Here is a 17,426-nt window from a genome sequence, read left to right on the forward strand (position 1 = left end):
CACGGTGCCAGATACAGCGCCGCTGATCGCACTGCCGCAAGCGGACTTGTCGGTCATGCGCGCAGCCGCCAGTCCATCAAAATTGACATTCGGCGAGCCGCTGACGATCGGGTTGGTGCCGTGTCCCGGCAACGGGCAGGCGGTGGGGTCGGTGACGCGGGCAGCGGGTTTTCCGCTCATGAACAGCTCCTTGCAATGTGTCGTGCAGATCCTTTGAGGCGCGCAGCATGCGCGAATTTGCCCTCCCCTTCAAATCTTCAGGCAAAAAAAAGGCGCTCATGCGAGCGCCTCTTTTCCTGGGCCGTTACGGATGCTCACCGTACCGTCGGCACCCGAATCTCCCCCGCCCGACACTGCGTCTTCACCCCTTTGCCACACGCGCCGAACTGCAAATCCCTGTCCATGCACACCCGCACTTCCGACAGCTGCGGGCCGCTGCAAACCACCGCAATTCCGTCCTCGGGAATACCCGGATTGGCCTTGCGAAACAGATCGACAATCTCCTGCGCTTCGAAGTAGTACGACGTCGAGCCGAACGGCTGTAACGCCTGCGGAATCTTCACCGCGCCGAGGGCCTGATCGGACTTGTCCAGATAGCCCTCCGCGCCAAGACCGCTGCAGGTACCGTGCTTGGACCATTCGTGATCAAGAAGTTTTTTCGTCGGGTACATCGTCAGGCCCTTGCTGGTTTCTGCCGCCGATAGCCTGGTCAGCGGCGGGCAGGATTCTGGCCAGCCGCCCTTGGCGTATTGCGGCCACAAACCGTGCAGGACAAAACCGTAACCGTTGCCGGTGCACTGCGCGTCGTCCTTGTGCGTCAGACAAAAAGTCGGCGACCAGGAAAGCGCCAGCAGGTAGTAGTCGAACACCCCCGCCACCGATTCCGCCTGCGCTTTGTTCGACGCCGGCTGACGCGCCGAACTCAGGCCGATGCTACCGGCCGTCAGCGCGATCAGCGCCAGAATTGTAAACAGCTTTTTCATTAACCCGTTCCTTGGGACGCCTGCGTCCGTGGTTTTCGTTGTTGGCCAGACCTGGCCAGTGCTGATTTCGACACGCTTGTATTGCAAGCGCATGACGCAAGGCAAGGCCCTGCGCCGTGCAAAGGTCTACGCTGAACAGGCAGACATCCAACAAGGGAACCGACATGAGTAAAGCAGACGAACTCGCCGCCAGACTCAAGCAGACACGGCATACCCAGGCTGATGCGGCGCTGGAAATCGATTGCTGGCCTGCTCAGGTGTACGACTTGTACCACCGCATTGAGGGCTGGCTGCAACCAGTCACCGAAGTAGGACTGAAGATTCGGCGCAATCCTACGCACGTTTGCGAAAGTTCGCCGGACGGCGAAAGCCACGACTACGCCATCGACCAGTTGGTGATCGAAGCGAACAATCACAGTCTGATTTTCGATCCGATTGCGCGGTTCACCGAGGACGGTTGCGGACGTGTCGAGATCAAGGTGCCGGGGCGCGATCAGTCGTTGCTGCGCACGGTTGACGAGCATGGCGAAAGCCATTGGTGGTTGCAGACTATCGAGACCGGCCAGGAGCTGGATGCGATCGCGCTGACGGAAAACAATCTGCTGCAGGTGGTGCAGCAAGGGTTGAACCTGTAAGCCGCCCGGGTTAACTGACAAAACTGTAATGTTTGCCTCAGCCAACTGAAAGCCGGGGCTGGCTAGTCTCTCTGTCATGAGCCAGACGGGGATTTCCAGCGCATGCCTTCCATTCTCACAAGACGCACTTTTGTCAAAGGCCTGGCCGCCGGTAGCTTGCTCGGTGGCCTCGGGCTCTGGCGGACACCGGTCTGGGCACTGAACGGCGCCGCGCCCGTGAACGAACTGAGCGGCAACGAATTCGAGTTGTTCATCGGCGAAACTCCGGTCAATTTCACGGGTTCGGCACGCACAGCGATGACCATCAACGGCAGCCTGCCCGGCCCGCTGTTGCGCTGGCGCGAAGGCGATACCGTGACGCTGCGCGTGCGTAACCGGCTCGCGGCAGACACCTCGATTCACTGGCACGGCATTCTGCTGCCGGCGAACATGGACGGCGTACCGGGTCTGAGTTTCCATGGCATCGAACCGGGCGGCGTGTACGTTTACCAGTTCAAGGTTCGGCAACACGGCACCTACTGGTATCACAGCCATTCCGGCTTACAGGAACAGGCCGGCGTCTACGGGCCGCTGGTCATTGAGGCCAAAGAGCCGGAACCGTTCCAGTACGATCGCGACTACGTGGTGATGCTCAGCGACTGGACCGACGAAGACCCGGCCAGCCTGATGAAGACCCTGAAAAAACAGTCCGACTACTACAACTTTCACAAACGCACCGTTGGCGACTTTATCAACGACGTCAGTGAAAAAGGCTGGGGCGCCACGGTTGCCGATCGCACGATGTGGGCGCAAATGAACATGAACCCCACCGACATCGCCGACGTCAGTGGCGCCACGTACACCTTCTTGATCAACGGCCAGGCCCCCGATGACAACTTCACCTGGCTGTTCCGTCCCGGCGAAAAACTGCGCCTGCGCCTGATCAACGGCTCGGCCATGACCTATTTCGATGTGCGTATTCCGGGATTGAAAATGACTGTGGTGGCTGCCGATGGCCTGCACGTCAAACCGGTCAGCGTCGATGAACTGCGCATTGCCGTGGCCGAGACCTATGACGTGATCGTCGAACCTGAAACCGAGGCGTACACCCTCTTCGCTCAGGCAATGGATCGCACCGGCTACGCCCGTGGCACTCTCGCCACACGCGCCGGCATGTCGGCAGCAGTGCCGGCGCTGGATCCGCGTCCGTTGGTGAGCATGGACGACATGGGCATGGGCGGCATGGATCACGGCAGCATGGACATGAGCGCCATGGATCACTCCAGCATGGGCCCGATGCAAGCCCATCCCGACAGTGAAAACAACAATCCGCTGGTGGACATGCAGGCCATGATCACCGCGCCAAAGCTCGACGACCCAGGCCTCGGCCTGCGCAACAACGGCCGCCGAGTGCTGACCTACGCCGACCTGCGCAGCACCTTCGAGGACCCGGACGGCCGCGATCCGGGCCGCACGATAGAACTGCACCTGACCGGCCACATGGAGAAATTCGCCTGGTCGTTCAACGGCATCAAGTTCTCCGATGCCGAGCCTCTACGTCTGAAATACGGCGAGCGCATCCGCCTGGTGCTGGTAAACGACACCATGATGACCCACCCGATCCACCTGCACGGGATGTGGAGCGATCTGGAAGACGAAAACGGCAACTTTCAGGTGCGCAAACACACCATCGACATGCCGCCCGGCAGCCGCCGCAGCTATCGCGTCACCGCCGACGCCCTCGGCCGCTGGGCCTATCACTGTCATCTGCTTTATCACATGGAAACGGGCATGTTCCGCGAAGTGCGGGTGGAAGAATGAAGAGGTCCATCATGACTCGACTCAGCGTGTTTCCGCTGCTGCTAGCCGGCACCTCCGCCATGGCCGCCGACGCCATGCACGGCATGGACCACAGCCAGATGCCCGAGATGGATCATTCGGCAATGCAAAGCATGGACGACGGCATGATGCAGCCCGCCGCGCCCAGCGAAAGCCGCACGCCGATTGCGCCCGTGACCGACGCCGACCGCGCTGCGGTGTTTATCAGCCCCGGCGGTCATCAGGTGCATGACAGCGTCGTCAACAGTTACTTTCTTGCCGACAAACTCGAATGGCAGAACGCCGATGACGGCAGCGCTTTGGCCTGGGACCTGTCCGGCTGGATCGGTGGGGATACCGATCGGCTGTGGCTGCGCTCTGAAGGCGAGCGCAACAACGGCAAGACTGAAGACGCGGAAATTCAAGCGCTGTGGGGCCACGCCATTTCACCGTGGTGGGACGTGGTCAGCGGCGTGCGTCAGGACTTCAAACCCGGCGCACCGCAAACCTGGGCCGCGTTCGGCGTGCAGGGCATGGCGCTGTACAACTTCGAGGCCGAAGCCACGGCTTTCCTTGGCGAGGGCGGCCAGAGTGCGGTACGGCTGGAGGGCGACTACGACATCCTGCTGACCAATCGACTGATCCTGCAGCCGACCGCAGAACTGAATATCTATGGCAAAAACGATCCGCAGCGGGGCATCGGCTCAGGGTTGTCCAATACCGAGGCGGGCCTGCGGTTGCGCTATGAAATCCGCCGCGAATTCGCGCCTTATATCGGCGTGACGTGGAATCGCACTTACGGCAACACCGCCGACTATGCCCGCGAAGAAGACGAGGACCGCAGTGAGGCACGCCTCGTCCTCGGCGTCAGGCTGTGGTTCTGAATTCTTCTACAAAAACAAACCGGAGACCTTGCATGCGCACATTGACCCTGCCCCTGATATTCGCCAGCGGATTGCTCCTGAGCACCCTCGCCCAGGCCCATCCGAAACTGCTCTCGTCGACGCCAGCCGAAGGCGCGGAAGGCGCCGCGCCGGGCAGGATCGAGCTGCACTTTTCCGAGAGCCTGGTCACGCAGTTCTCCGGGGCCAAACTGGTAATGACCGAAATGGGTGGCATGGCTCACTCGCCGATGCCGATGAAAGCCAAGGTCAGCGCCAGCAGCGATCCGAAAACCATGCTGATCACCCCGCTCGCCCCGCTGCCTGCCGGCACCTATCAGGTGCAGTGGCGCGCGGTGTCCGCCGACACGCACCCGATCACCGGTAACGTCACGTTCAAAGTGAAGTGAACAATGGCGGACCTGCTCAATATCATCCTGCGGTTCGCCTTGTATGTGGATTTGCTGCTGTTGTTCGGGCTGGCGTTGTTTGGCTTGTACAGCTTCAACGCGCTGCTGCGGTTCCGTCCGTTGTTGCGGGGCATGGCAGTGACAGGCGCGTTACTGTCAGTGGCCGGGCTGGTGCTGATGACCCGCGCCATGAGTGGCGAAACCCAGCTCGCGGCGTTGTGGCCGCACCTGCAGATGATGCTGCTGGAAACGGACGTTGGCCTGGCGTGGGCGCTGCGGATGACAGCGCTGGCCATCGTAGTGATCCGGCCGAGTCTGTGGCCAGCGTCGTTGGCAGGCGCCATTGCCCTCGCTTCGCTGGCATGGAGCGGGCACGGAGCGATGGACGAAGGATGGCTGCGGTTCTGGCACTTTCTCAGCGACATCTTGCACTTGCTTGCGGCGGGAGCGTGGTTGGGTGCCTTGCTGGCGCTGGTGTTGATGGCGAGCGGGCGGATCGGTGACACACGCTTTCGCCTGCTCGCCGATGCAGTGAAACGCTTCGAATGGGTGGGCGCATTGATCGTGCTGACGGTGTCGGTCACCGGCGTGATGAATTATCTCTTCATCGTCGGCCCAAGGCTCGACGGAGTGCTGTTCGGGACCTACGGGCAGTTGCTTACGATCAAGGTGCTGGCGTTTGCCGTGATGCTGGTGCTGGCTGCGTTGAACCGCTTTCATCTTGGACCGTCACTGCAACAATCGCTGCGCGACGGCCAGCACCTCATCGCCGCGAACGCGCTGCGGCGCAGTGTGGTGATGGAGCTGGCCCTTGCCCTGTTGATCGTGGCGCTGGTGGCGTGGCTGGGCACATTGAGTCCGGACCCGGGATGACACCCGTGGAAGGCTTTCACTACACTGGGCCACCTTCCCTTTCAGAAGCCCGATCTCAATGACAACACTAAAAAGCACGATGATCCTCGGCGGCCTGCTGACCCTGGCGACTGGCGCTCACGCCGATCCCGCCACGTCCCACCTCGACAGCATTCAGCAACAAGGCCAGTTGCGCGTCTGCACCACCGGCGACTACAAGCCCTATACCTTCAAGCGCAACGATGGCGACTTCGAAGGCATCGACATCAGCATGGCCCGCTCCCTGGCCGACAGCCTCGGCGTCAAGGTGCAATGGGTGCAGACCACCTGGAAAACCCTGATGCCCGACATGCAGGCCGGCAAATGCGACATCGGCATGGGCGGCATCTCGGTCACACTGGAACGGCAGAAAAAAGCCTACTTCAGCAACACCCTCGACACTGACGGCAAAATCCCGCTGGTGCGCTGCGCCGACCAGTCCAAATACCAGACCATCGACCAGATCAACCAGCCCAACGTGCGCCTGGTGGAACCTGCCGGCGGCACCAACGAAGCCTTCGTCCACGCCTTCCTGCCCAAGGCACAGCTGGCCCTGCACGACAACGTGACGATCTTCCAGCAACTGCTCGACAACAAAGCCGACGTGATGATCACCGACGCCTCGGAAGCGCTGTATCAGCAGAAACTCAAACCGGGGTTGTGCGCAGTGAATCCGCATAAGTACATGCAGTACGGGGAGAAGGCTTACTTGCTGCCGCGTGATGACATGAGTTGGAAAGTGTATGTCGATCAGTGGCTGCATTTGAGCAAGGTCACTGGCAAGTATCAGCAGACGTTGAGTGAGTGGATAGCGGTGCCGCAATAAGCCACTGAACCCGGCCACCGCGCGCGTTGAGGGAACGGTTCGCTCAATGCACGCGGTGTCGGGAATCTGAACGTGCTCAAACTGAATGCATTCCTGGCCGGCCTGCTGTTCGGCGTCGGTTTGGGGATAGCCGGCATCTGCCCCGGCCCGGCGGTGACCATCCTGTTGACGGGCCACTGGCAGGCAATCGTTTTCGTATTGGCGATGCTCGCAGGCATGGGCCTATTTACGTTGCTGGAAACCCGACGCACCCCGTGACCGCAGAACAACCGGCATTCAGGCGCATGGCACTCACGGCAGCCAGTGTTGGTGGCTGTCAATGTTTTGCATAAGAGCGCGGATTGGATGATCTCCCCAGCCACGCACTCGTCGAGATCTGCGCCAACGATTTGAACGAGGGCCTGGCGAACCAGTAGCCTTGCATCAGGTAAATGCCGCAATCGGCGAGAAAGTCTCTTTCCTCGGCACTTTCTATGCCCTCAGCGATCACTTCCACGCCCAGCTCTCTGCACATGTTCACCACGTTGCGCACGATCGTCTGGCGTACGCGGTCACGGTGAATATTGCGGATCAGCGCCATATCCAGCTTGATCAGGTCCGGTTGAAAATCCGCCAACAAGTTAAGGCCGGAATAGCCTGCGCCAAAGTCGTCGATGGCCGTCTTGAAACCAAACTCACGATACTCACGCAAGATATTCATCAAGTGTTTGTTGCTTTCGACGTGCTCGCCTTCCACAGCCTCGAAGATCAGCCGCTCCAGCGGAAAGCCGTACGTGCGCGCCGCTTCCAGCGTGCTGCGAATACACATCTCCGGCCGGTAAACGGCATTCGGCAGAAAGTTGATCGACAGGTACTGCGTCATACCCAAGTCAGCCGCCGTGGAAATCGCCCGCACTCGACACAGTTGATCGAATCGATAACGGTTCTGATCGTCCACCTTTTCCAGGACAGACAAGGCGCCTTCGCCGTTCACGCCGCGAACCAACGCTTCATGGGCAAACGTCGTTTGATCGCGCAGGTCCACAATGGGCTGGAAAGCGAAGGCGAAATCCATCTCCGGCACGCCTTTGTTCCTACAGCCCTGGCAGCCTCCGGGAGACGCGAATGATTTTGGAAAGTCGGTCATGAACCACCTGATGACGGGGTGCAACCTTCCATGGCGATAAATAAAACAGCTGCTGGCCTTAGTTATCTGCAAACAACGCAATAACTTCAGCCCCCGCGGCGCCTGAATAGTTGAAGGCACCGCGTGCGCCAAGTTGAAAAGATCAGGTGCGGAAATGCGCGGTCATTCGCTGCAGGTCCTGCCCCAGGGACGCCAATTCGATCGTCGCCGCCGCACTTTCTTCGCTGGCGACAGCCGACTGGTCAGCCACATCACGCACACTGACAATGCTGCGGTTGATTTCGTCGGCCACGGCACTTTGCTGCTCGGCGGCGGCCGATATCTGCAGACTCATCTCCTGGATCGTACCGATGGACTGATTGATCTCGGTAATCGCCAATTCGGCTTTCTGCGCCAGTACCACCGTATCGAGGGTGCGCTCGCGGCTTGAGGTCATCAGCGTCGCGGCCGCTTGCGTGCCTTGTTGCAGGGTGACGATCAGCGCTTCGATTTCCTTGGTCGAGTCCTGCGTGCGCTGCGCCAGCGAGCGCACTTCGTCTGCCACCACAGCAAAACCACGACCCTGCTCACCCGCCCGCGCGGCTTCGATAGCAGCGTTCAACGCGAGCAGATTGGTCTGCTCGGCGACGGCTTTGATCACATCGATGACTTTGCCGATCTGCTCGCTGTCCTGAGTCAGCACATTCATCGCACCGCCCAACTCTTCAATGGCCATGGCAAGTTCGCTGATCTGCACCGTCGCCTGCTTGACCACCGTGCTGCCGTGGCGCGCCTGCTGATCGGCGAGGGTCGCGGCAGCGGAGGCATCGGTGGTGTTACGCGCAACTTCCTGCACCGTCGAAGCCATTTCGTGCATCGCCGTGGCAACTTGATCCACTTCACTTTTTTGCTGACGTACACCTGCGCTGGTCTGCTCGCTCATGGCCGAGAGCTTTTCCGCAGAGGTGGAAATCTGCGTGACGCCATTGCCGATACCTTGCACCAGCGTGTTCAGGTTCTGCGCCATCTCCTGCATCGCATTTTGCAGATCGCCCAACTCATCTTTGCGCGCAGACCTGGCCTGGACCGTCAGGTCGCCTTTGGCAATCCGTCGTGCCAGATCAACCGTCAGCGCTAGCGGCGCAGTGATCTGGCGCGAGATGACCACCGAAGCCAACAGCCCGATCACCAGCGCCAACGCAGTCAATACCGCCATCTGAATAAAAGCCGAATGCTGATCCTCATGCGCAAGGCGCTGCTGGGTGTCCATCAGGCCACTCATGATCTTGTCCATCGCCTTGCTTTCCTGGTCGACCTGCTCGCGCATGTTCTGCTTCTGCTCAAACAGTCCGGCCACTTCCACCAGTACTTCGCGATAACGGCGCATGCCGGCGTGGGCTTCTTCCAGTTGGCTCGACAGCGCCGTCGGCAGGCTGGTGCGCGCCTTGCTGATATCACTCAAGAAGGTATCGATGGTTTCCATCAGCAGTTTTTTGTTCACGTCGTTGGGCACCGCGATGTAACGACGCAACATCAGGCGAAACGTGGTCATGCCATTGCGCAAATCGGCCACCGTGCGCAGCTCCCGAACGCGTTCGCCATCGGCAGACGCCAGTGCACTGGTCGTGGTGCCTTCAAGCATGCTGGCAAAAGTTTGCGCGTACTTGTCCGACAGCGCCGTCAGCGGTTTCAGCGCATCGGTGGTCGACTGATCGGCAGCGATCAGCCGTTTGACCTTCTGGTCGTAGGCAACAATCGTGGTTTGCAAAGCCTTCAAGGCTTGCTGGTTTTCAGCGCGGGTCAAGGTATCCAGTGCCTTGCCCACAAGGCCCTGCAAGACATTCAACTGCGCGTTATAGGACTCGGCGAAGGCTGCGTCAGCGGCGGCTTCGTACTGTTTCTCGGACAGACGCATATTTTGCGTAGCGTCATTCAACGTGCCGATCAGACGCGTCGTACTCAAGCGATCAACCAGCACGCTGTTGCTGTTATAGCCAATGAAGGCAACCGCCAAAACGGCCAGCAGAAGAATGCCGAAGCCGGTTCCCAGCTTGCGGGAAACTTTGATGTCACCGAGGAAATTCGATGCTACTGCCATATTCAGCCTCAAACGTCCTGACGTGAAACGCCAGGCATAAAAAAATTGATCTCCGGTAACCACAGTCACCGTCCAGACATTCGGGGGTCGTCATCCAGGGCGTAATACGGGACGCTCCAGCTGTCCCGGAAATGCAAATGCCAATGCTGTTGAAGCGTCGAAAACAACCCGACGCGAGCACCGACAGACAAACCTTTCACGTCGCAAACAGAGCATCTGCACGCTGGATTTATCGTTTCAGCAAAGGTGTGTGGAGGGATGCTATTAATTTTGCGAAAACTTGTACAACTTTATATTTTTGTATAATCGTTGAACTTTTTGCGCGGCGTGATGACGCATTGCCATCATGATTTGTGGCACATCGCTATCGGCGTGAAAAGACGATGAAAATGTCAATGCAGAACCCCGCCCCTCTGCAGCAACGGCGTGCCGCATGCCACAGAGGGACACGGGTTTACGGCTTGATTTCAACCTTATCCAACGCCTGATTCACCGCCAACTCCGCCAACATCACCACCTGCGCAATGCCTAGCGCAGATTTGCGGCGCGAGTTATCCAGCGTCGCGGCAAAGTTGTTGAGCATTTCGGAGGCAGAACCCAGGGTTTCGCAGGCATTGGCCAACAGGGATTCCATGTCGTACTTGGGATTGGCGAGGTACATGCGTTCGGGCGCATCGGTGCTGGCCCTGATTAGGCTGGCGGGAAGGAGATAGTGATCAAGCGCGCGCTCGGCGGCTTCGTGGAGTTTTTTGGAATTGGCGGATTCGTAGGGGGATGCGGGGTCGGTTTCTGGCGGGTTGGGTGTTGGTTTGAACATGGTGTAACTCCTGACGGATTAACGAAAAGGAGCCATCACTCTCGCTACCAAACGAAGGGTGGAGGCCATACGCAGGTTGGTAGACCGGTCGTCAGGAACCCCGGCGCATCCGAAGACGCCCCGCGCATGACCACCATAAAACGAAGACGAGAAACGTCATCGCAAGACAGTAGTCTTGTGCTTCTGACGGAACGGGCTACCAAACCCGATCACTGTTTTCAGTGACCCGGAGACGATAAAACCCGCAGGCTAGACGCACAAGCCGGCGGATTCTGTCTTAGGTGTAGGGGGAGGCGCAAGACAAGGTAGGCTTCGGATAACTTTCACCAGTCAGATTTAAACAAGCGCCTGCGCAATCGTTTAAACGCATACTGAAGGACAGAAAACAGGCAGAAATACACTTCCTCCCATCAGGCCGAGCGCGTCGGAGCCCAGTTCAAACCACAAACAGCGCCTCGCAAGCCTTTGCCTGTTCGCAGACCTGATAAACTCTTGCGCCTTCGCCTTCTTGATCCAGATTCCTCACATGTCCCTACAACCCGTCACACTCTCCCGCCGCTTCTCCGTCGCCCCGATGATGGATTGGCACGGCTAATCCTGTAGGCCGCTAAATCCGTAGCCTCCAGCATCATCAAGAATCGCGCGTACCATTTTCGTACCACCCCATTTCTTTTTCTTCCCAGGCGGGACAAGCGACATACCTCTCGCATCGTCGGTACACGCCTGTCGCTCCAATCCAAAGCACTTCCCACAAACGTTTTTGTCGCGGGCAAAACGACTGCGCACGAGTGTCTCTTCGTCATCTGCTTGAGTGAGTGGCGAGGCAATCGGCTGTACCACCTGATAGGCAATGTTCCTTTTTCGGGAAAGGCATCGGAAAAAGGTAATTTTGGTAAGCCGAGCGGTCAATCTGGCTGAAAGCCTTGTTTTTACTGGGCTGCAAAGGATCAGCATGAAGTAATTTTTGAGTAATGTAGAAGTAAGGTAATTACCTTTTAAAAAAGTAATATTTGTTTTTGTGCATCCCATATAAATCAACCACTTACAGCCACATTACCTTTTTCATTACTCAAAATTACTTTCCGAAGTAAGCCAGCAAAGCCAATGAATACGGGGCTTTTGCCGGTGCCTCGATATTCGAATTACCACATTACTTTTTTCCGACGGCGTTCCTGAAAAAAGCCGCATCGAAAGGTTTACCTACCTGCCTTCCGCTTCGCCAGGTCCGCCCTGTCAGACACCCACCCTTCGCAGGGATCCGCAGGCTTTTTGACCTTCGACGCCACTACTACAGCGCCCGGCCGTGAGGGCGCTCGGCCAGGTGCAGGATTGCGGAAAAAAAGACCCATTTAGCCCGCAGGCGAGGTGGGGGGACGACGGCGCGCGCCAAGTCAGCATTGCGAGCACGCTTTCGATGCGCGCACCAAATAAGCGCACAATCTCGACACTGGCGCTGCATTACTAATACAAGCGACTGCACATATCGAATAGATAACAATTGATCAGAGGGGGTAGCGACAGAAGTGCTATAACGTATAGGTGAGGATTATCTAAAGCGAAAGCTGAAGAACATATTTTGCTGAATCGCTTCAACTAAAGCCGAACGTAGCCAACATCACACAACCACAAAAGAAAGGGATGTCCAATGATTACGTCAATAGCAAAACTTGAAAACTTTGGAATATTTGGTAGCTATGCGAAACCAGCCACCCTTGAAGACTTTACCCAGTACAACCTAATCTATGGTTGGAATGGTAGTGGGAAGTCAACACTCTCGAAGATATTTGAATGCATAGCGAAAGGACAAATCATAGAGGATTTCCCAGAAGGAATACTGACCATAAATACAGCCTCAGGCATTATAAACAATCGCAATTTAGCATCCAGACCTATTGATCTTTGCGTATTCAACTCAAATTTCATAAAAGAAAACATCAACTGGGACAGCATCGTCAAAAGCATCCTGCTGATATCACAGGACAAAATTGAAGAAAAGAAACAACTTAAAGAAAAACAGGACAACCTGAAAGAAAAAGAAAAAGAACTTAAAGAAATGTCAGACGCGCAGAGCAATCTACTAGAAACCAATCAAAACATACTAAGCGCAATAGCAAAAAGCATTAAAAGCAGATTCCAAATACTCGACAGCTCCGACAACTACTTCGTAAGTTACAACCGCGTAAAGGTACAGACAAAAATAAGCACCCACTTATAAGATCTAAAGATTGGCACTTATCTCTTATCCCCCGATGCATTTGAAACAAACCAGAAAGCAACATCCCCGAAATTCAAACCCGCCATAACACACTCCCTCAACAGAATCAAACACGACACCTACTCGCAACTTGCCAATCAGTTGAACTCTTTATTTAAAGAAACTGTCACATCAACCAAGATAACTCACTTACTTGAAAACCCACCTATCCAAAAATGGGTAGAACAGGGACTTCAAATACATGAAGGGTTAGCTAAGTGTGAATTCTGTGAAAACGATCTATCTTCGGAACGCTTAGAGACTCTTAACAAGCACTTTAGCGAAGCATTCAAAACCTTCAAGAACAAGCTAGAAGGCGCGCATGCGCTAATCGACACTCTAGTTCTTTATAAAGCCCCTCACGTTCCCCAGGTGGATCTTTACGAGGAATATTACGCAAATCTTCCGAAACAAGAGAAAGAGCTGGATCACATAACCGACACTATCAATGAACGACTCAAAAACTGGAAGGTCGCGCTTGATGAAAAAATTGACAACCCATTTATAGATACAGGTACTGCGATTGAGCTTCCGCCCTCTCTCTTTCATGACCATGAAGAGGTATGCGAGCAAATTGAAAAAATAGTTTCGCTACATAACGAGAAAGCAATTAACTTTCAAAATCAAATAAGCAGCGCCAAGTCATCATTAGAGCTTCACTTCCTAACCGAAGAACTGAACGACTGTGACTTTATAAAAAACCAACAGCTACATGAGTCACATAAACAACCTGTGATCGACCTGCAAAAGACAGTCAATGATATATCCGATGAGATAGTTGAGCTTGAGAAGAAGCTTAACAACGAAAGCATCGGCGCAGAAGAGTTTAATAAATCACTTCACAAGTTCCTAGGCAGAAATCAATTCTCATTGAAATTCGACAAAGTTCGCAAGGGTTATCAAATACTGAGAGCGCCAGAAAACACTCCTGCAAAAAATCTGAGCGAAGGCGAAAAAAACGCTATCGGGCTTATATACTTCCTGACAAAGCTATCGGAAAATGAAAGAGACCTATCAAAATCTGTCGTGGTTTTTGACGATCCGGTCTCTAGCTTCGACTCTAACAATCTGTTCAATGCTCATTCCTTCCTCAGGAATCACTGTCAAACTGCGCAGCAGCTCTTCATCCTTACTCACAGCTTTAACTATTTCAAACTAGTACGTGACTGGCTAGCGGGGAAAAATGACAAAAAGGATGAAAACAAGAACCCGATTATACGCGCTCGATTCTATAATATTGAGGCGTCCCCAACTGCCTTGAGAACGTCCACAATCAATAACGCGCCCAAAAGCTTGACCGGCTTCAACTCCGAGTACCACTTCCTTTACTCAACACTCAAGCAATATGTTGACCAAGAAACCCTTGCGCTCGAAACAGCATTTGCCGTTGCCAACATGTCACGAAAACTATTAGAAGCCTTTCTTACATTCAAATATCCCCACGGGCGCGGGAACTTTAGAGGACTAATGGATCAAGCCATTACAGATGAAGTCACATGTGAAAGAATCTATCGATTCATCAATAAATATTCTCACAATCAAATAATTGAATTCGACGACAGCACCGCAGACAACATAGCGTCAGAATCGGAATATATTGTTAGAGATATTTTCAAGGAGATTGAGCGTCTAGATAAAAGTCACTATGAAGGGATGACAAAAGCCTTAGCTTGAGTCTGGATACGGTTGCGGCCTCGCAGCCGCAGCCGTTTTAGTCCGCGAGCTAAATCAGATTCCTATTCCTATTTCATATTTTTCAAACTTGATTACCTCCTCGCCTATCCAATTATTCAACTGCGTCATCCTCGCCTGAATGGGCTCCAGCTCATTAGCTGCATAAATCTGCGCAGCCTCCCGAATCGACCCGAACCCACCCGCGTTTTGCGGCACAATCCCCGTCAACTGCGGCGGAATACGCAAGCTCGCTAACACATCATCCCGCGTCTGATTCTTGATCGAGTTGAACTCATCCTTCGCCGCCACCTCACTCACGGGGATCAGTTGAATCCCGTCCTTCTTGCCGGTCGGTGAGTAGACAAACAGATTCCGAAAATTCCCCGGCCCTTTCGACTCCTTCAACGCCTTCCGCAACGCATCAATATCAGCCTCGGTCTGCGCCGCATCCGTCATGTAAAGGATGAACCCGGCATGACTGCCGTTCTCGTAATACTTGCGCCGAAAGAGCGTCGCCGACTCGTTCAGCAACGCCGACTGCAAAGCACTGATCCACTCCGGCAGCCCATAAATCTCCTGATGCAGATCCGCCTCACGCAGGTGAAAAATGCTGTCCGGCTCAAACGCGTGCTCATCCTTCCATCCCCGCACCTGGTAAAACTGCCCATCCGGCCCAGCGCGCATGTACTTCGCCAACGGCGCCTCCAGCTTACGAACCCCGCCCAACCGCGAACGCCGCCCTTCCAGATAGCCATTGCCCAGACACAGAAAGTCCAACGCAAACTGCTCAAACGAAGACCGCGACAACAGCGGATGCGGGATAAACGTCTTGCTCAACAGGTTGCGCTTGAACATCAACCCGGAATGCAAATGCACGCTCGCCCCAACCGACCGGGCCAGCCCGTCCAGCGACAGCGGCGGCTCATACCACCGCCCGTTGAACCAGCACTCCAGATAGTCGAAAACCTCACGACCACCCAGCACCGGCGTCGGCTCGCCGAAGGAAAACACCTGCGTCCCGGCGCCGGTGGCGGGTGTGGTCGCTGGCAACGTCTGGTTGGCCATTTGTTCATTCATCAGTAAATCTCCATACGCCCGGTGTTGGCAGTGGTCTGCCCCTCAAGCGGTTGGTGACCTCAATCCAGTCCCACCTCTCCTCGGAGACCCTTTCGCCATTTTCCGGTAACCTTTCAGCACCCAGGCCAGTCCTGGCGTAAGTCAATGGACGATGGAAACAAGGATGATATTGAATGATTTCCTCTGCACGATTAGGCGACAAACACGTCTGCCCATTACCAGGTCACGGCACTACCCCGATCGCCTCCGCCAGCGGTGACGTAAACATCAATTTCATGGGCTCTGCTCGAGTCGGTGATACGTGTGGTTGCGGAGCGGTGATTACAACAGGCTTCCCATCTATTCAGGTCAACGGTCGCCCAATGGCCCACTTGGGCAGTCCGACCAGTCACGGCGGCACAGTCATAACCGGATCAGGTGACGTCGGTGGCGGCTTCGTGATGGGGGACGCAGGCGGTGCAACGATCATCAATTTCATGGCGCTCGGAGCCTTCCGCCCCGACGGATCCCTGGACGATGAGAAGATGGCAACGTTGCTGGCCGACCCGAAACTCACTGAAAAAGCCAAAGCAGCAAATGCTCTGGTTGAGCCAAAGTCCGCCGCAAAGCAGCCTGATAAAAAAACCGAAGAGAAACCCGAGCCAAAAGCCGCACCCGCTGCCTGTAAAGACCCGGACATGATGGAGCAACTGGCGACTTACATCGCGGCCGAGATGAACACCAACATAAATAGCCCAGCCGTTCGCCAGATGAAGGAACTGAACAGCTACGACGCACATGCAAAAACCAAGGAATACATGGCACTGCCCTTTTACCTTCAGCTCGGTCCCAAGCCAGACTTCTATAGCTTGGCGCTGGGAATGAAGGCAAAGGCTCTGGCTATCTGGACTGAGCGGGTTGGCCAGAATCGCCCATGGGACCACAAACCGATCATCCGCAGGACTATCGGGGGCGTTTGGCACAAGCAGGGAGAGTACGATTACTTCTACGATATTTGGTCGAACATTCATTACGGCTATGTGGGCAGGGCTGGCGGCCTATCCGAAAGTGCATTACTGGATGGTGCAGGTGGCGAGCAGATCGTTTCTGACGCTTTACGAAAAGCCCAGGAGGTCGTAACGAAACCAAAAGAACAGTGGGAGCTACCCGGCCCAAACCGTTCAGGCAATGTCGACGGTTTGAGAGCGTGGGACGATGCGCCCGACCGAATATCCATCAGTATCGGCGTGAAGCTCTATCGCCAACATCCCAATGGGGGCATTACCGCCAAAATGATCATGGATCAGGTGCTTGCAGTGCCCTCTAAAGAATGGGGAAAAGGAATCAAACTACATGAATGCAAATAAAACCAGACGCCGGTATGGGCGCTGGATCCTTCTGGCGCTCATTGCTCTTCCAATCGCTGTCTGGTACCTCGGCTCCCCCGTCGTAGCGGTCAATTTTTCCCCGAACAGTGAGGGAGAATTTCACTACGTTTGGAACACCCAGGACAGGATTCATAGAGGCGATATCAAGCATGGTGGCGCAGCCGTCGAGTTCGGCTACCTATTTCCTGATGACGATTTTTTCATGATGTTTGATTGGTGGACTGATAAAGGTTTTCAGAGGTGCATCGACATCAGCCCCAAATGGGGCCGAACCATTGATATTTATCTGGATGCAACAGGCAGGATCGATATTGCTAAAACCGGCCCGGACGTTATTGCTCGAATAAAACAATGCACTGGCGAACCTGACCCTTTCCGACCATGAGTTAGCCGTGAGCTCTCATGGAACAGCAAGTAGGCCACATCGATCGTCATAGATGGGGCGGCAGCGCCCCAATCTACTCCGAGAATGTCATTCAGTCTTTCCAGCGCAACCAAGACTGGACGTAAGTGCAGCCATAGATGCACTCGAATCCTGCGTTATCGCCCGCTTGAGCGCCCGCTCATCCAGCTCTGATCCGCGCTCGTGTAGTTCGTTTCCGGGGCGCAAA

At 55.4% G+C, this 17,426-nt stretch carries 15 protein-coding genes and 3 pseudogenes; 10 read left to right on the forward strand and 8 right to left on the reverse strand.

What is annotated here, in order from left to right:
- Together OQK_RS31805 and OQK_RS28290 are read right to left on the reverse strand one after the other, a co-directional pair.
- On the reverse strand, window positions 1–210 hold a 210-nt coding region (locus OQK_RS31805), incomplete at its 3' end, for a PAAR domain-containing protein (protein ID WP_274380924.1).
- Window positions 211–314: 104 nt separating this feature from the next.
- Window positions 315–983: a ribonuclease T2 gene (locus OQK_RS28290; RefSeq protein WP_016775432.1), complete on the reverse strand. Its 669-nt coding sequence runs from the start codon at window positions 981–983 to the stop codon at window positions 315–317.
- A gap of 164 nt (window positions 984–1,147) precedes the next feature.
- Here OQK_RS28290 and OQK_RS28295 point away from each other — a divergent pair, with 164 nt between their 5' ends.
- The 7 genes and pseudogenes from OQK_RS28295 to OQK_RS28325 form a co-directional block, all read left to right on the forward strand.
- Window positions 1,148–1,618: a hypothetical protein gene (locus OQK_RS28295; RefSeq protein WP_038861918.1), complete on the forward strand. Its 471-nt coding sequence runs from the start codon at window positions 1,148–1,150 to the stop codon at window positions 1,616–1,618.
- Window positions 1,619–1,720: 102 nt separating this feature from the next.
- Window positions 1,721–3,418 carry a copper resistance system multicopper oxidase gene (locus OQK_RS28300; RefSeq protein WP_016775434.1) on the forward strand — a complete coding sequence of 566 codons (1,698 nt, stop codon included), beginning with the start codon at window positions 1,721–1,723 and terminating at the stop codon, window positions 3,416–3,418.
- A gap of 11 nt (window positions 3,419–3,429) precedes the next feature.
- A complete protein-coding gene (locus OQK_RS28305; RefSeq protein WP_016775435.1) occupies window positions 3,430–4,299 on the forward strand; it encodes a copper resistance protein B in 870 nt (289 codons plus the stop codon).
- A 32-nt stretch (window positions 4,300–4,331) separates the two neighbouring features.
- On the forward strand, window positions 4,332–4,706 hold the full coding sequence (gene copC, locus OQK_RS28310) for a copper homeostasis periplasmic binding protein CopC (protein ID WP_016775436.1): 375 nt from the start codon (window positions 4,332–4,334) through the stop codon (window positions 4,704–4,706).
- A gap of 3 nt (window positions 4,707–4,709) precedes the next feature.
- The gene (gene copD, locus OQK_RS28315; RefSeq protein WP_016775437.1) at window positions 4,710–5,579 is read left to right on the forward strand and encodes a copper homeostasis membrane protein CopD; all 870 of its coding nucleotides are present in this window, start codon (window positions 4,710–4,712) and stop codon (window positions 5,577–5,579) included.
- 58 nt (window positions 5,580–5,637) lie between these two features.
- Window positions 5,638–6,423: a transporter substrate-binding domain-containing protein gene (locus OQK_RS28320; RefSeq protein ID WP_024013599.1), complete on the forward strand. Its 786-nt coding sequence runs from the start codon at window positions 5,638–5,640 to the stop codon at window positions 6,421–6,423.
- 99 nt (window positions 6,424–6,522) lie between these two features.
- A pseudogene (locus OQK_RS28325) lies at window positions 6,523–6,681 on the forward strand (DUF6691 family protein); the annotation flags it as partial.
- 58 nt (window positions 6,682–6,739) lie between these two features.
- Here the strand turns inward: OQK_RS28325 and rimA are convergent.
- The 5 genes and pseudogenes from rimA to OQK_RS30325 all read right to left on the reverse strand — a co-directional run bounded on the left by rimA (window position 6,740) and on the right by OQK_RS30325 (window position 11,472).
- Window positions 6,740–7,549: a S6 modification regulatory phosphodiesterase RimA gene (gene rimA, locus OQK_RS28330; protein WP_016775439.1), complete on the reverse strand. Its 810-nt coding sequence runs from the start codon at window positions 7,547–7,549 to the stop codon at window positions 6,740–6,742.
- A 142-nt stretch (window positions 7,550–7,691) separates the two neighbouring features.
- Complete coding sequence (locus tag OQK_RS32185) at window positions 7,692–8,564, reverse strand: methyl-accepting chemotaxis protein (protein WP_370695147.1); 873 nt, start codon at window positions 8,562–8,564, stop codon at window positions 7,692–7,694.
- Window positions 8,565–8,597: 33 nt separating this feature from the next.
- A pseudogene (locus OQK_RS32190) lies at window positions 8,598–9,626 on the reverse strand (methyl-accepting chemotaxis protein); the annotation flags it as partial.
- Window positions 9,627–10,080: 454 nt separating this feature from the next.
- Window positions 10,081–10,443, reverse strand: a complete 363-nt coding sequence (locus OQK_RS28340) for a DUF6124 family protein (protein ID WP_016775441.1) — start codon at window positions 10,441–10,443, stop codon at window positions 10,081–10,083.
- Window positions 10,444–11,034: 591 nt separating this feature from the next.
- Window positions 11,035–11,472, reverse strand: coding sequence for a hypothetical protein (locus tag OQK_RS30325; protein ID WP_162098755.1), 438 nt, complete (start codon window positions 11,470–11,472; stop codon window positions 11,035–11,037).
- 616 nt (window positions 11,473–12,088) lie between these two features.
- Between OQK_RS30325 and OQK_RS28350 the strand changes: the two are divergent.
- A pseudogene (locus OQK_RS28350) lies at window positions 12,089–14,371 on the forward strand (AAA family ATPase).
- Between the two features lie 54 nt (window positions 14,372–14,425).
- Here the strand turns inward: OQK_RS28350 and OQK_RS28355 are convergent.
- A complete protein-coding gene (locus tag OQK_RS28355) occupies window positions 14,426–15,436 on the reverse strand; it encodes a phage portal protein (RefSeq protein ID WP_038862240.1) in 1,011 nt (336 codons plus the stop codon).
- 185 nt (window positions 15,437–15,621) lie between these two features.
- On the opposite strand from OQK_RS28355, the gene OQK_RS28360 reads away from it, so the two are divergent.
- Complete coding sequence (locus OQK_RS28360) at window positions 15,622–16,794, forward strand: polymorphic toxin type 44 domain-containing protein (RefSeq protein ID WP_038861919.1); 1,173 nt, start codon at window positions 15,622–15,624, stop codon at window positions 16,792–16,794.
- Window positions 16,781–17,200 carry a hypothetical protein gene (locus tag OQK_RS28365; RefSeq protein WP_016775446.1) on the forward strand — a complete coding sequence of 140 codons (420 nt, stop codon included), beginning with the start codon at window positions 16,781–16,783 and terminating at the stop codon, window positions 17,198–17,200. Before OQK_RS28360 ends, OQK_RS28365 begins: the two co-directional genes overlap by 14 nt.
- The last annotated feature ends 226 nt before the right edge of the window (window positions 17,201–17,426 follow it).

Source organism: Pseudomonas sp. R62 (assembly GCF_000257605.1).
GTDB classification, from domain to species: Bacteria; Pseudomonadota; Gammaproteobacteria; order Pseudomonadales; family Pseudomonadaceae; genus Aquipseudomonas; species Aquipseudomonas atacamensis.

What these genes read in the sequence shown, in the direction of transcription:
- OQK_RS28290 (WP_016775432.1), bottom strand. Translation starts at nt 983, where the DNA reads ATGAAAAAGCTGTTTACAATTCTGGCGCTGATCGCGCTGACGGCCGGT.
- OQK_RS28295 (WP_038861918.1), top strand. Translation starts at nt 1,148, where the DNA reads ATGAGTAAAGCAGACGAACTCGCCGCCAGACTCAAGCAGACACGGCAT.
- OQK_RS28300 (WP_016775434.1), top strand. Translation starts at nt 1,721, where the DNA reads ATGCCTTCCATTCTCACAAGACGCACTTTTGTCAAAGGCCTGGCCGCC.
- OQK_RS28305 (WP_016775435.1), top strand. Translation starts at nt 3,430, where the DNA reads ATGACTCGACTCAGCGTGTTTCCGCTGCTGCTAGCCGGCACCTCCGCC.
- copC (WP_016775436.1), top strand. Translation starts at nt 4,332, where the DNA reads ATGCGCACATTGACCCTGCCCCTGATATTCGCCAGCGGATTGCTCCTG.
- copD (WP_016775437.1), top strand. Translation starts at nt 4,710, where the DNA reads ATGGCGGACCTGCTCAATATCATCCTGCGGTTCGCCTTGTATGTGGAT.
- OQK_RS28320 (WP_024013599.1), top strand. Translation starts at nt 5,638, where the DNA reads ATGACAACACTAAAAAGCACGATGATCCTCGGCGGCCTGCTGACCCTG.
- rimA (WP_016775439.1), bottom strand. Translation starts at nt 7,549, where the DNA reads ATGACCGACTTTCCAAAATCATTCGCGTCTCCCGGAGGCTGCCAGGGC.
- OQK_RS32185 (WP_370695147.1), bottom strand. Translation starts at nt 8,564, where the DNA reads ATGCAGGAGATGGCGCAGAACCTGAACACGCTGGTGCAAGGTATCGGC.
- OQK_RS28340 (WP_016775441.1), bottom strand. Translation starts at nt 10,443, where the DNA reads ATGTTCAAACCAACACCCAACCCGCCAGAAACCGACCCCGCATCCCCC.
- OQK_RS30325 (WP_162098755.1), bottom strand. Translation starts at nt 11,472, where the DNA reads ATGGGATGCACAAAAACAAATATTACTTTTTTAAAAGGTAATTACCTT.
- OQK_RS28355 (WP_038862240.1), bottom strand. Translation starts at nt 15,436, where the DNA reads ATGGCCAACCAGACGTTGCCAGCGACCACACCCGCCACCGGCGCCGGG.
- OQK_RS28360 (WP_038861919.1), top strand. Translation starts at nt 15,622, where the DNA reads ATGATTTCCTCTGCACGATTAGGCGACAAACACGTCTGCCCATTACCA.
- OQK_RS28365 (WP_016775446.1), top strand. Translation starts at nt 16,781, where the DNA reads ATGAATGCAAATAAAACCAGACGCCGGTATGGGCGCTGGATCCTTCTG.